Here is a 13,701-nt window from a genome sequence, read left to right on the forward strand (position 1 = left end):
ATGTCACTAAGAGACGGCACAAGCGTGAGGGTTGTGGCTATTATTGCGCGGGCAATGCCTGTGAAGGGTCTACAGGCTGAATGTCATGAATACGAACAAAACCTGGTTGATTAGGTGAGAGCCCGGAAAGCTGCAACGGGATACTGATATCACTCGGCGCTAATACACTCGCAGGCGCATTGAATTGCTGCGATTGCACGTTAACTTCCTGGTAGTTATCCGTGGTGCCTTGAATCTGCCCCCATTCGACTTTGCCGGTGAAAGCAGGCAGCGGATCGTTGGATTCACCTTTGATAATCAGCATGACGCGGCTACCGTTCGCTTCCTGGGTGATGCTGCTCAGTGACATTTGCAAATTGCCTATTTGGCTATTCAGGCGCGCTGGCGTTTTTGAACCGGGTAATAAATAGACGCCGGTTGTTGATTTGGCATTCAGCGCATTTTGCTGCGTAAGTTTGACGGTTTGGTCAGTGAGTTGTGTCATCTCTTTATTCAATGAACCCACTTCGCTCTTCATCTGGCGCACTTCAGTTTGTTGGGCACAAGCACTGAGACTCACCAGGCTGGTAACCAGGATAATTCTTAGGTAACTCTTTGTCATGAATAGTTTTTCCTTAAGGTTTTGTCCTGATTTAAGCGTAGCTGTTCGCCATTGAAAAGTCATATTTCGCGGGATGAGGCGGCGTTGCCTTTGTACTCCTGCCACTTCGCGGTAAACTATTGTTCATTTGAATAATCCTTCAGGACGCGCCATGCATTGCCCATTCTGTTTCGCAGTAGACACCAAAGTGATTGATTCCCGTCTTGTTGGCGAAGGGTCTTCCGTGCGTCGTCGCCGTCAGTGCCTGGTTTGCAATGAACGTTTCACGACTTTTGAAGTGGCGGAGTTGGTGATGCCGCGGGTAGTAAAAAGTAATGATGTTCGCGAGCCATTTAACGAAGACAAGCTGCGAAGCGGTATTCTAAAAGCGCTGGAGAAACGTCCGGTCAGTTCCGACGACGTGGAAATGGCAGTCAACCATATTAAATCCCAGTTGCGCGGAACCGGCGAGCGAGAAGTACCAAGCAAAATGATTGGTAATCTGGTGATGGAGCAGCTTAAAAAACTCGATAAAGTGGCGTATATCCGCTTTGCCTCGGTTTATCGCAGCTTTGAAGATATCCGCGAATTTGGCGAAGAAATTGCCCGCTTACAGGATTAATGCTGATGTCGCTTGATGAAAAGTTTATGGCTCGTGCAATGCAACTGGCAAAGCATGGCCGTTTTACCACGTCACCTAACCCGAATGTCGGCTGTGTGATTGCCAAAGATGGTGAAATTGTCGGTGAGGGCTTTCACTTTCGTGCCGGTGAACCCCACGCGGAAGTGCATGCTTTAAGGATGGCTGGAGAAAAAGCTCGCGGTGCCACGGCGTATGTCACGCTCGAGCCTTGCAGCCATCACGGGCGCACGCCACCTTGTTGTGAAGCGTTAATTGCTGCTGGTGTTTCGCGTGTTGTTGCCGCGATGCAGGATCCGAATCCGCAAGTGGCTGGTCGCGGGTTGTATGCGCTGCAACAGGCGGGTATTGAAGTCAGCCACGGTTTGATGATGAACGAAGCTGAGGCGATTAACCGCGGTTTCCTCAAGCGCATGCGCACAGGTTTCCCGTTTATTCAGCTCAAACTTGGGGCTTCTCTGGATGGGCGCACTGCGATGGCTAGCGGTGAAAGCCAGTGGATTACCTCGCCTGAATCACGCCGCGACGTGCAGCGTCTGCGCGCACAAAGTTCAGCGATTCTTAGCAGCAGCGCTACCGTTCTGGCGGACAACCCTTCTTTAACAGTGCGCTGGAATGAATTAGATAGCGCGACTCAGGCGGTTTACGCCGAAGAAAATTTGCGTCAGCCAACGCGTATTATTCTCGATCGTGAAAACCGGGTGACGCCACAGCACAGAATTATTGCTCAGTCAGGTGAGACCTGGCTTGCCCGTTGCCAGGCCGATCAGCAAACCTGGCCTACGGGTGTTGAACAATTTATCGTGCCAGAACATAAAGGCCACCTTGATCTGGTGGTAATGATGATGTTGCTTGGCAAGCGTCAGATAAACTCTGTTTGGGTGGAAGCTGGCCCAACGCTTGGCGGTGCGCTGCTACAGGCAGGCCTTGTTGATGAGCTGATTGTCTACGTTGCGCCGAAATTATTGGGCAATGACGCGCGGGGTTTGTGTAACCTGCCTGGGCTTGAAAAATTAGCCGATGCGCCTGAATTTAGCTTTAGTGAAGTCCGTCAGGTTGGCCCTGATTTGTGTCTGCATTTGACGCCGCGATACGCCGGCTTGTAAAACGTAAGCAGCCGCGAAAAGATTATGATAAAATCCGCCCCCCTGCGGGGCTAAACAGAACCCGTAAAGGAAGATTATGAACATTATTGAAGCAGCCGTTGCAACTCCAGACGCTCGCGTCGCCATCACCATCGCGCGTTTTAACAACTTCATCAATGACAGCCTGTTGGATGGTGCGATTGACGCCCTGAAACGTATCGGCCAGGTTAAAGATGAAAACATCACCGTGGTCTGGGTTCCGGGTGCTTATGAGCTGCCACTTGCGGCTGACGCACTGGCGAAAACCGGTCGTTACGACGCGATTATTGCGCTGGGTACGGTTATCCGTGGCGGCACAGCTCACTTTGAATATGTTGCTGGTGGTGCCAGCAATGGCCTGGCACATGTTGCGCAGGAAAGTGGTATTCCAGTCGCCTTTGGCGTGCTGACCACCGAAAGTATTGAACAAGCCATCGAACGCGCTGGCACAAAAGCCGGTAACAAAGGTGCAGAAGCTGCACTGACCGCGCTTGAAATGATTAATGTATTGAAAGCCATCAAGGCCTGATTTTTTGTAAGGGGAAATCTGTGAAACCTGCTGCTCGTCGCCGTGCCCGTGAGTGTGCCGTTCAGGCGCTATACTCCTGGCAGTTATCTCGAAATGACATCGCTGATGTCGAATACCAGTTCCTGGCGGAACAGGACGTCAAAGACGTTGACGTTAACTACTTCCGCGAACTGTTGGTCGGGGTGGCTACTAACAGCGCGTATCTGGATGGGCTGATGAAGCCTTACCTGTCTCGCCAGCTCGAAGAGTTGGGTCAGGTAGAAAAAGCGGTTCTGCGTATCGCACTGTTTGAACTGGCTAAACGTGATGACGTGCCATACAAAGTGGCGATTAACGAAGCCATCGATCTTGCGAAAACCTTCGGTGCCGAAGATAGCCACAAGTTCGTGAATGGTGTTCTTGATAAAGCTGCTCCGCAAATTCGTCCCCGCAAAAAGTAATCTTCTGGCCGGTTAATTCCGGCCTTTCTTTATCTATTTCATTTATAGGCATAACGCATGGCATGCGGTGAGTTTTCCTTAATTGCCCGTTATTTTGATCGCGTAAGCAGTTCCCGCCGCGATGTGGAAACCGGAATTGGCGATGATTGTGCGTTGCTAACGGTAGCCGAAAAGCAGGTCCTCGCGATCAGTACCGATACACTTGTCTCGGGCATTCATTTCCTGGCTGATATTAACCCCCGCGATTTGGGTTACAAAGCGCTGGCGGTAAATTTAAGCGATCTGGCCGCTATGGGCGCTGATCCTGCCTGGCTGACGCTGGCTATTACCCTTCCTGAAGTCGATGAAAGCTGGCTTGAAGCCTTCAGCGACAGCCTGTTTGAGCAACTCGAATACTACGATATGCAGCTAATTGGTGGCGACACGACCCGTGGGCCACTTTCCATGACGCTTGGCATTCATGGCCTGGTGCCTGCTGGCCGTGCGCTAAAACGCAGCGGTGCGCGCATTGGCGACTGGATTTATGTCACCGGCACGCCTGGCGATAGCGCCGCGGGCCTGGCTATCTTGCAGGACCGTTTAACCGTCAAAGATCCTGCTCAAGCGGCCTATCTGAAACAACGCCATTTACGCCCAACAGCTCGGATTTTACAGGGCCAGGCCTTGCGCGATCTGGCGAGCAGCGCAATTGATCTTTCTGACGGGCTAATTTCCGATTTGGGTCATATCCTTAAAGCCAGTGAATGTGGTGCACGCGTTGATCTCGATGCTCTGCCATATTCTGATGCCCTGAAAGCGAATGTCAGTGCTGATCAAGCTTTGCAATGGGCGCTTTCTGGCGGCGAAGATTACGAACTGTGTTTCACCGTGCCAGAAGTTAATCGCGGTGCGCTGGACGTCGCCATCGGCAATCTTGGCGTTCCGTTTACCTGTATCGGCCAGGTTGGACCCGCTTCTGAAGGGCTACAGTTCCTGCAAAATGGCAAACCGGTAACCCTGGATTTAAAAGGATACGACCACTTTGCCTCGCTCTAAAGATGTGGCTAAAAGCCGTCTAAAGCTTAGCAACCCGTGGCACTTGCTCGCCACCGGGTTTGGTAGCGGATTAAGCCCGATTATGCCCGGTACAGCGGGGTCGCTCGCGGCGATCCCGTTCTGGTATCTGATGACCCTGCTGCCGTGGCAGCTCTACTCGATGGCTATCATGCTCGGCATTTGTATCGGGGTTTATCTTTGCCACCAGACTGCACGTGATATGGGCGTTCATGACCACGGCAGCATCGTGTGGGATGAGTTCATCGGCATGTGGATAACCCTGATGGCGCTGCCAATTAACGACTGGCGCTGGGTGGCTGCAGGCTTTGTGATTTTCCGCATCTTTGATATCTGGAAGCCGTGGCCCATCCGCTGGTTTGACCGCAATATTCACGGCGGTATGGGGATCATGGTAGATGACATTGTCGCGGGTGTTATTTCTGCGGGCGTGATTTATCTGATTGGGCACCATTGGCCGATTGGCTTGTTCTGATTTAGGACAACCCTCACGCCAGCCCTCTCCCTAAGGGCTGTCTCTAATACACAACTCGCCCTGGCAATTTTATCAGGGTGAGATCTTTAAGCCTCGCTGATTTTCCGTTCACCCGTGAGTTCAGTTATCTCTTTAATTCCAGAAAACGGGGAGCGAATCAAGGGGTTAACGCCAATCCCTTGATAATCCTGGCGCCCGGCAAATCAATCGCCGCTTGCGGCGATTGATTTGCCGGGAGTCCGGGTTCTTAGGGTGGCGACGGTGGCCACCCTAAGACGTTCACCGGTTCAGTGGCTATGTAAAACACTGAACATCGGGTGAACGGAACTGTCTCCCGACTCACGCAGATGTGACTAAGAGACAGCCCTAAGGGAGAGGGAACATAAACAGACCCTTTAAATATCTTTAAAAACAACTTGTTATGAATTTTTTTAATCAGTTTTTTCAAGTTTAAAGAAAAGTTCAAGTTTCAGGAGAGTAGAAAATAGGTTAATCAGATTTATGCACTATTAAGAATGGAATATCCTGGTGCTGGTTAAAAGCAATCTTCATTTTGGCTGGCTCTCTCTACCGGGGGAAGCACCACCCCAGTAAAGTACTCAACATGTAACCTGGTTATTAGAGGTAAGTCAGGCTAAATGTTATTTCTCCATCCAGTTCCGTTTTATCAGTAATGCCCAGTATATTTGTTGGCTGAACAGTCGCAGCCAACGTTAGAGGGAAAGCACATGTGGTAAAGGATTGTGGCATCAGACCAGAACCAACGGCTATGGTACGAAGATCACCCTCTGCCAGAATACCATCGCTCAGAACCCATCCAGTAGCAGCATGATGATCCCGAGAAAGAATCGGTGTAATAACGCCGTCAATAGTGACATTATTTTCATCGATTCGAATACTATAAGAACCAATATCAACACCACTCGCTGTTTTACCAAAACCAAAGAGGCTTTGAATATCGCTTACAACAACCCCATCGCTAAATTTTACTGGTAGGCCAGCATCGCTATCCTGACGATTGTCTGTTGTAGTAAAACCCACTTTGACAGTAGAACCACACTCAATAGTAAAATTCATATGCTGAACAGCCACTTCATTAATTTCTGTTGAGTTCATTGAGCCTACATAAAGAGAACCAAAATCAACTACCCCGCCGTTACTCATGTTTGGTGTGCAGGCAGCCATAATCAGCTTGCCCTGAACTTTCAATGCTGTTGTATCTGTAGCATAAGAGGATGAAGAAGTGGCAGCAATCAAGCTTGCCAGAATAATTTTTTTCATAGTAATTCCTGGTAATAGGTGATTAATATAAATATATTTGCGTCTTGTTTTTTTTCGAACCAGGCATTATCTACGAAAACATTTTTTTAGAGTAGTGATGCAGGTAATAATTAAGTTTTTAACTATATTTAAAACACCAGGGTATTGGCATTAATTCGAATGGTTGATTGAGCAGGTTGTAATACATTAAAAATCCAAACCTTATTATATTTTTATTGTAAGTGCATATATCAAGCGGCAAGCAAATATGTATAATCTTTTTTTCTGAGTAGAATGTAATTGTCAATCACACATGGCAATTATAGATAAATTATATGTATGTGTTACATGTATTTATAAAATAAATAAATCACTTAATTACATAAAGGTTTTACAATGAAGAAAATCATTCTGGCTAGTCTTATTGCTACCGCTACTTGTTCATCTTATGCGGCTAATACCGCCACTCTGAACGTTAATGGCACGTTAACTATGGGGGCCTGCACACCCGTTCTCAGCAATGGTGGCGTGATTGATTACGGAAATATAACTTTAGGTGACTTGTCAGCTACAGAAGATAATCAAATGGGCTCAAAAGATGTCACGCTTGAAATTAATTGTGAATCTCCAGTGAAAGTCGGTTTTACAACAATTGATAATCGCCCAAATACTAAAGTGCCGATGGATGTAGTGTTTGCTAACGGTAAAAAGGCAGGTGAGTCGTATACGGGTTATATTAATGGTTTAGGTACCACTGCCGAAGGGGCTAAAATCGGTGCTTATGGGGTGAAGGTTAAATATGACCAGGCCCTGGCTGATGGTGTTTCTGCTCAAATGATTTACGAACAAAGTTTATCTGGCTCCTGGACAGTGATCACTGATGCGGGTGCCGGGGTGTATTTCCAGGAAGCGAACATTCGTACTATGACTGTTGGGATTGATGGAGTTCCAGTGGCATTTACAACCGCGACTATTCCGCTGGAAGTTGCAATGGCTATTGCTCCAACGGATACTTTAGGGATTACCGATGAAGCCATTCTGGATGGTGAACTCACTATCAGTATGGTATATCTTTAATTTCGTAATATAACAATTTAATACCCTCGCAAGAGCGAATGAGTTGAGATTAAGTTTATAAAGTAGCGTACATCCTTGTGACAAAATTAGCGGGGCTTTTGTGGGCGACCCGGCCCCGCTTACCTGGTTCTGTTCCCTCTCCTGGGGGAGAGGGCTAGGGTGAGGGCGTTACTTAAATCCGACCCTTTTATGCGGTTGATATACCGTTTCCAGCTCCGCAATCTCCTCAGGCTTCAGTGTTAAATCCACCGCTGCCAATAAATCATCCAACTGATGTTCACGAGAAACGCCAATAATCGGTGCAGCAATCCCCGGTTTACTCAGCAACCACGCCAGTGCTACTTGCGCGCGCGTAGCGCCTTTATCATCTGCAACATTCGCCAGCCGCTCCGCAATTAGCGCATCGTTTTCATGGCTGGCATCGTATAGATCTTTACCGACTTCATCAGAGACTGAGCGCGCCGTAGTGTCACCCCACGGACGAGTCAATTTGCCTCTGGCCAACGGGCTCCATGGGATCACCGCGATCCCTTGTTCGTAGCACAGCGGTAGCATATCGAGTTCTTCTTCACGATAGATCAGATTGTAGTGATCCTGCATAGTGACAAACCGCGCCCAGCCATGTTGATCTTGCAAAGCCAACGCCTGAGCCAGTTGTGAACTGTGCATCGATGAAGCTCCGATATATCGCGCTTTACCTGCTTTCACCACGTCATTGAGTGCTTCAAGGGTCTCTTCAATTGGCGTGTTGTAATCCCAGCGGTGGATTTGTAACAGATCGACGTAATCGGTTCCCAGGCGTTTCAGGCTGTCATCTATCGAACGCATAATCTGCGCGCGCGAAAGTCCTTCGGGCAAATCACCAACCGGGAAGTAAACTTTGGTGGCGAGGACGGCATCTTCACGGCGCATGAAATCTTTCAAGGCGCGCCCGACAATCTCTTCGCTGCTACCGTCGGAATAGCTATTGGCGGTATCAAAGAAATTAATGCCGTTATCGATGGCGTGTTTGATGATGAGACGGCTGCTCTCTTCAGGAAGCGTCCAGGCGTGATTGCCACGGTCTGGCTCACCATAGGTCATACAACCCAGGCAAAGACGGGAAACTTTGAGGTCTGTTTTTCCTAACGTGTTGTATTGCATGGTTCCACTCCAGCTATTCAGGATCTTTTAAGCATAGCAGGAGTGGAGCAGGGGATTATTTAAGCCAGTCGCGGATTCGGTTTTCCATACCGATGGCATCCAGGCCTATGGCGGCGCGTGCCTCTTCCTGTGTACCTTGAGGGATGAAGTAATCAGGCAAACCGATATTCAGCACCGGAACCACCTTACGGTTAGCCATCAACACTTCGTTGACGCCACTACCAGCACCGCCAATTACCGCATTTTCTTCGATGGTGACCAGCGATTCATGGCTGGCAGCCAACTCAAGAATCAACGCTTCATCAAGCGGCTTCACAAAACGCATATCGACCAGCGTTGCGTTAAGGGATTGAGCAACGGCTTCGGCTTCTGGCAACAATGTGCCGAAGTTCAGCAGCGCAATTTTTTCACCTGCGCGTTTCTTAACACCTTTACCGATTGGCAGCGATTCCAGCGGTTGTAATTCAGCGCCAGTACCGTTGCCACGTGGATAACGCACCGCTGATGGGCCGTCGTTGTAGTGATAACCGGTGTGCAGCATCTGGCGGCATTCGTTCTCATCACTGGGTGTCATGATGACCATTTCTGGAATGCAGCGCAGGAAGGAGATGTCGAACGCGCCCTGGTGGGTTTGCCCGTCAGCGCCGACAATACCAGCGCGGTCGATGGCAAATAACACCGGCAACTTCTGGATAGCGACGTCGTGAATCACCTGATCGTACGCGCGTTGCAGGAAGGTGGAGTAAATGGCGACAACGGGTTTATAACCGCCAATCGCCAGACCAGCGGCGAACGTCACAGCGTGCTGTTCTGCGATAGCGACATCAAAATATTGTGACGGATACTGGCGTGAAAACTCGACCATGCCTGAGCCTTCGCGCATCGCAGGCGTTACGGCCATCAGTTTGTCGTCTTTGGCTGCGGTTTCGCATAACCAGTTACCGAAGATTTTCGAATAACTCGGCAGGCCACCAGCGGCTTTCGGCAGCGTGCCGCTTTGCGGGTCAAACTTAGGCACCGCGTGGAAGCTAATTGGGTCTTTTTCAGCTGGCGCGTAGCCACGGCCTTTTTTGGTCATGATGTGCAGGAATTGCGGGCCGTTCAGGTCGCGCATGTTTTTCAGCGTATTGACCAGGCCGACAACGTCATGCCCATCAACCGGGCCAATATAGTTAAAACCTAACTCTTCAAACAAAGTGCCAGGAACGACCATGCCTTTCAGGTGTTCTTCGGTGCGTTTGAGCAGTTCTTTAATCGGCGGTACGCCGGAGAACACTTTTTTCCCGCCTTCACGCAGCGAAGAATAGAGTTTCCCGGAAAGCAGTTGCGCGAGGTGGTTATTCAGCGCGCCGACGTTTTCGGAGATCGACATTTCATTGTCGTTGAGAATAACGAGCATGTTCGGGCGAATGTCACCCGCGTGGTTCATCGCTTCAAACGCCATACCCGCGGTGATTGCGCCATCGCCAATCACACAGACGGTACGGCGGTCTTTACCTTCTTTTCCGGCGGCCACTGCAATGCCAATTCCGGCACTGATTGAGGTCGACGAATGGCCGACGCTCAATACGTCATATTCGCTTTCGGCGCGCCATGGGAAAGGATGCAGGCCACCTTTCTGACGAATGGTGCCAATTTTGTCACGGCGGCCAGTAATGATTTTATGCGGATAAGCCTGATGTCCGACGTCCCAGATTAACTGGTCGAACGGCGTGTTATACACATAGTGAAGCGCCACGGTCAGTTCTACCGTGCCAAGACCTGAGGCAAAGTGCCCGCTGGAACGGCTTACGCTATCGAGCAGGTAACGACGCAGTTCGTCGCACAGTTTCGGTAAACTCTCTTTTGGCAACAGGCGTAGCTCAGGGGCTGATTCCACCAGTGCGAGGGTCGGGTATTTGGCAATATCAAAACTCATTAAATTAGAAACTCATCTTATTTATCACGTTGGATGATATAGCTCGCTAACGCTTCAAGTGCGGTAGTGTCTAACGACTGGCGAGCCAGGCCTTCCAGCGCCCGGAGAGATTCCTGATAGAGATCCCACGCTTTGGTTTTGGCATTTTCTAGCCCTAGCAGTGCCGGATAAGTGCTCTTACCCAGTTGCTGATCCGCGCCCTGACGTTTACCCAGTGTCGCGGTATCACCGATGACATCGAGAATATCGTCCTGCACCTGGAATGCCAGGCCGATGCTGTCGGCATAATGGTCGAGTAAAGGCAGGGCGTTACGTCCCGCATCACCTGCGCTTAATGCGCCCAGGCGAACTGCTGCACGAATTAACGCGCCGGTTTTATGACGATGAATACGCTCAAGACTTTGTAGGTCAACATGCTGGCCTTCGGCTTCCAAATCTAACGCCTGGCCGCCACACATACCGGCAACGCCACTGGCGGTTGCCAGTTCTTTTACCATCGCCAGTCTGTCTGCAATCGCCACGCCAGCCATTGGCGCATCACTTAGTATAGAAAACGCCAGGGTTTGTAGGGCATCTCCGGCTAAAATGGCGCTCGCTTCACCGAATTTGATGTGGCAGGTCGGTTGGCCACGACGCAAATCGTCGTCATCCATGGCAGGTAAATCGTCATGGATCAATGAATAAGCGTGGATGCATTCGATTGCCGCAGCTGGGGCATCCAGAGTTTCTTGCGCTATGCCGAACATTTCCCCGGTCGCGTAGACCAGGAAAGGGCGCAGTCTCTTGCCACCAAATAGTGCACCATAGTGCATGGCCTCAACCAGAGGAGTGTTCTGAAACGGTAGCGGCGCTAAAAAACGCAGCAGCGCATCGTTGGCCCGCTCGGCGTGGGCCTGCAACTGATGGTTAAAATCCATTTACTCGTTATCCGGGGTAAAAGGCTTGAGTGGAGCGTCTTCGCTATCGTTTAGCAGGATTTGCACGCGTTGTTCTGCTTGCTGCAGTTTCACCTGACCTTGACGTGCGAGCTGCACACCACGTTCAAATTCATTTAACGCCTCTTCGAGTGCTAAATCGCCGCTCTCAAGACGAGTAACTATCTGCTCAAGCTCCACAAGCGCAGTTTCAAAACTGGCCGGGACTTCGGTTTTTTTCGGCATAGTGAATGTCTGACTCTAATAATTTTTGCGACTCTGCAATGGTAGCGGAAACTGGCAAGCAAGTAACCATGAGCATGTTGGTTAGCAGAGGTTAGTGATATACTTGCGCGCCTCGGATGCAGCGGCAACTCGCCGTTGCAGTTCTTTAAGTCTTCCAGCCCGCATGATTAGTCATGCCTGGCTCATCAACGAATCTAAGCCGCCATGAAGTTTATCATTAAATTGTTCCCGGAAATCACCATCAAGAGTCAATCTGTGCGCATACGCTTTATTAAAATGCTCACCGGGAACATTCGCAACGTTTTAAAACACTACGATGAAGATCTGGCGGTTGTTCGCCACTGGGACAACATTGAAGTTCGCGCTAAAGATGAAAATCAGCGTATCGCCATTCGTGAAGCGTTGACCCGCATTCCTGGGATTCACCATATTCTGGAAGTCGAAGATGTGCCGTTTACCGATTTGCACAATATCTTTGAACAGGCGCTGGAGCTTTATCGCGAGCAACTGGAAGGCAAAACCTTCTGTGTGCGTGTGAAACGTCGTGGTAAGCATGAGTTCAGCTCAATTGAAGTTGAACGTTATGTTGGTGGCGGCCTGAATCAACACATTGAATCAGCGCGTGTAAAACTGACTAAACCTGATGTGACCGTTAATCTGGAAATTGAAAACGATCGCCTGCTGCTGGTGAAAGGCCGTTATGAAGGCATTGGCGGTTTCCCGATTGGCACGCAAGAAGATGTGCTGTCGCTGATTTCCGGTGGTTTCGACTCCGGTGTTTCCAGCTACATGCTGATGCGCCGCGGTTGCCGTGTGCACTATTGCTTCTTTAACCTCGGTGGTGCAGCGCACGAAATCGGCGTTAAACAAGTGGCGCACTATTTGTGGAACCGTTTTGGTAGTTCGCACCGCGTGCGTTTCGTGGCGATTAACTTCGAACCTGTGGTTGGCGAAATCCTCGAGAAAGTGGAAGACGGCCAGATGGGCGTGGTGCTGAAGCGTATGTTTGTGCGCGCGGCTTCCAAAGTGGCCGAGCGTTATGGCGTGCAGGCACTGGTGACCGGCGAAGCATTGGGCCAGGTTTCCAGCCAGACGCTGACCAACCTGCGTTTAATCGACAACGTTTCCGATACGCTGATTTTGCGTCCGCTGATCTCTCACGATAAAGAGCACATCATCGATCTGGCACGTGAAATCGGTACCGCTGACTTTGCGCGTACCATGCCGGAATACTGCGGTGTGATTTCGAAAAGCCCAACCGTCAAAGCGGTGAAAGCGAAGATTGAAGCAGAAGAAGCCAATTTCGATTTCTCCATTCTTGACCGCGTGGTTGAAGAAGCAACCAATATCGACATCCGTGAAATTGCCAATCAGTCCAAAGAAGTGGTAACGGAAGTTGAAACCGTTGACGCATTTGGCCCGAATGATGTGCTGTTGGATATTCGTTCTATCGACGAACAAGACGAGAAGCCATTTAAGCCAGAAGGCGTGGAAGTGGCTTCACTGCCATTCTATAAACTGAGCACCGCATTCGGTGATTTGGATCAGAGCAAAAATTATTTGCTGTGGTGCGACCGCGGTGTGATGAGCCGTTTGCAGGCGCTGTATCTGCGTGAGCAAGGTTTTGAGAACGTGAAGGTTTATCGCGCGTAAATTCTACGCCCTCATCCCGGCCTTCTCCCTCAGGGAGCTGTCTCTTATACACAACTCACCCGGGCATTTTGTCAGGGTGAGACCTGTAAGCCTCGTTGATTTTCCGTTCACCCGTGCGTTCTGTTATCTCTTTAATTTCCGAAAACGGTGAACGTATCAAGGGGTTAACGCCAACCCCTTGATAATCCAGGCGCCCGGTCATTAAATTGCCGCTGCGCGGTAAACCCCAGCTTATCCCCAACATCAGGGTCGTTCGCGACGCGTTCCCGACGATCGCTCTCTTTCGCTGCTCCCGGCAGCTCAACCCTGACTTATGGGGGAACACTGGGGCAATTTATACCGGGAACAAGGTCAAAACCGGCTCGGTGTGGTCTTTGGGTTTTGACGTTGACCTTGTGTTCCGGCTTCAATCGCACCGTTTTTTACCCTTCAGTTGGGGTCACGTGGTCGGGAACCACGTGAGAGAGCGATCGTCGGGAACGAGTCGCGAACGACCCCGAATGTTGGGTGAAAAACGGTGTTTACCGCTTGCGGCGATTGATTTGCCGGGAGTCCGGGTTCTTAGGGTGGCGACGGTGGCCACCCTAAGACGTTCACCAGTTCAGTGGCTATATGAAACACTGAACGTCGGGTGAGCGGAACTGTCTCC

At 50.1% G+C, this 13,701-nt stretch carries 14 protein-coding genes; 8 read left to right on the forward strand and 6 right to left on the reverse strand.

What is annotated here, in order from left to right; all coding sequences use genetic code 11:
* Window positions 1–40: 40 nt before the first annotated feature.
* Complete coding sequence (locus EC843_RS12545) at window positions 41–601, reverse strand: DUF3251 domain-containing protein (protein ID WP_133522327.1); 561 nt, start codon at window positions 599–601, stop codon at window positions 41–43.
* Between the two features lie 151 nt (window positions 602–752).
* Between EC843_RS12545 and nrdR the strand changes: the two genes are divergently transcribed.
* From nrdR to pgpA, 6 genes are all read left to right on the forward strand, one after another.
* Window positions 753–1,202: a transcriptional regulator NrdR gene (gene nrdR, locus EC843_RS12550; RefSeq protein ID WP_064549177.1), complete on the forward strand. Its 450-nt coding sequence runs from the start codon at window positions 753–755 to the stop codon at window positions 1,200–1,202.
* 5 nt (window positions 1,203–1,207) lie between these two features.
* On the forward strand, window positions 1,208–2,326 hold the full coding sequence (gene ribD / locus EC843_RS12555) for a bifunctional diaminohydroxyphosphoribosylaminopyrimidine deaminase/5-amino-6-(5-phosphoribosylamino)uracil reductase RibD (RefSeq protein ID WP_133522328.1): 1,119 nt from the start codon (window positions 1,208–1,210) through the stop codon (window positions 2,324–2,326).
* Between the two features lie 76 nt (window positions 2,327–2,402).
* On the forward strand, window positions 2,403–2,873 hold the full coding sequence (gene ribE / locus EC843_RS12560; protein ID WP_064549174.1) for a 6,7-dimethyl-8-ribityllumazine synthase: 471 nt from the start codon (window positions 2,403–2,405) through the stop codon (window positions 2,871–2,873).
* Window positions 2,874–2,893: 20 nt separating this feature from the next.
* Window positions 2,894–3,313, forward strand: a complete 420-nt coding sequence (gene nusB / locus EC843_RS12565; protein WP_034457944.1) for a transcription antitermination factor NusB — start codon at window positions 2,894–2,896, stop codon at window positions 3,311–3,313.
* Between the two features lie 57 nt (window positions 3,314–3,370).
* The gene (gene thiL / locus EC843_RS12570) at window positions 3,371–4,348 is read left to right on the forward strand and encodes a thiamine-phosphate kinase (RefSeq protein ID WP_121814225.1); all 978 of its coding nucleotides are present in this window, start codon (window positions 3,371–3,373) and stop codon (window positions 4,346–4,348) included.
* Window positions 4,335–4,841, forward strand: coding sequence for a phosphatidylglycerophosphatase A (gene pgpA / locus EC843_RS12575; protein WP_133522329.1), 507 nt, complete (start codon window positions 4,335–4,337; stop codon window positions 4,839–4,841). The genes thiL and pgpA overlap by 14 nt, the downstream gene beginning before the upstream one ends.
* 618 nt (window positions 4,842–5,459) lie before the next feature.
* On the opposite strand, the gene EC843_RS12580 is transcribed toward pgpA, so the two are convergent.
* Window positions 5,460–6,122: a DUF1120 domain-containing protein gene (locus EC843_RS12580; protein WP_064549168.1), complete on the reverse strand. Its 663-nt coding sequence runs from the start codon at window positions 6,120–6,122 to the stop codon at window positions 5,460–5,462.
* Window positions 6,123–6,497: 375 nt separating this feature from the next.
* Between EC843_RS12580 and EC843_RS12585 the strand changes: the two genes are divergently transcribed.
* Entirely contained in the window at window positions 6,498–7,178 is a 681-nt protein-coding gene (locus EC843_RS12585) for a DUF1120 domain-containing protein (RefSeq protein WP_064549166.1), read from the forward strand.
* A 168-nt stretch (window positions 7,179–7,346) separates the two neighbouring features.
* Here the strand turns inward: EC843_RS12585 and EC843_RS12590 are convergent, their stop codons facing one another.
* From EC843_RS12590 to xseB, 4 genes are read right to left on the reverse strand one after another with little or no spacing between them, the layout of a single operon-like run.
* Window positions 7,347–8,321: an aldo/keto reductase gene (locus tag EC843_RS12590; RefSeq protein WP_064549164.1), complete on the reverse strand. Its 975-nt coding sequence runs from the start codon at window positions 8,319–8,321 to the stop codon at window positions 7,347–7,349.
* A 55-nt stretch (window positions 8,322–8,376) separates the two neighbouring features.
* Window positions 8,377–10,239: a 1-deoxy-D-xylulose-5-phosphate synthase gene (gene dxs / locus EC843_RS12595; RefSeq protein ID WP_133522330.1), complete on the reverse strand. Its 1,863-nt coding sequence runs from the start codon at window positions 10,237–10,239 to the stop codon at window positions 8,377–8,379.
* A gap of 17 nt (window positions 10,240–10,256) precedes the next feature.
* On the reverse strand, window positions 10,257–11,156 hold the full coding sequence (gene ispA / locus EC843_RS12600; protein ID WP_064549159.1) for a (2E,6E)-farnesyl diphosphate synthase: 900 nt from the start codon (window positions 11,154–11,156) through the stop codon (window positions 10,257–10,259).
* The gene (xseB, locus tag EC843_RS12605) at window positions 11,157–11,399 is read right to left on the reverse strand and encodes an exodeoxyribonuclease VII small subunit (RefSeq protein ID WP_034493701.1); all 243 of its coding nucleotides are present in this window, start codon (window positions 11,397–11,399) and stop codon (window positions 11,157–11,159) included.
* Window positions 11,400–11,603: 204 nt separating this feature from the next.
* On the opposite strand from xseB, the gene thiI reads away from it, so the two are divergent.
* Window positions 11,604–13,052: a tRNA uracil 4-sulfurtransferase ThiI gene (gene thiI, locus EC843_RS12610; RefSeq protein WP_133522331.1), complete on the forward strand. Its 1,449-nt coding sequence runs from the start codon at window positions 11,604–11,606 to the stop codon at window positions 13,050–13,052.
* Window positions 13,053–13,701 lie beyond the last annotated feature (649 nt).

The sequence above is a fragment of the Buttiauxella sp. JUb87 genome, assembly GCF_004361975.1.
GTDB lineage: Bacteria > Pseudomonadota > Gammaproteobacteria > Enterobacterales > Enterobacteriaceae > Buttiauxella > Buttiauxella ferragutiae.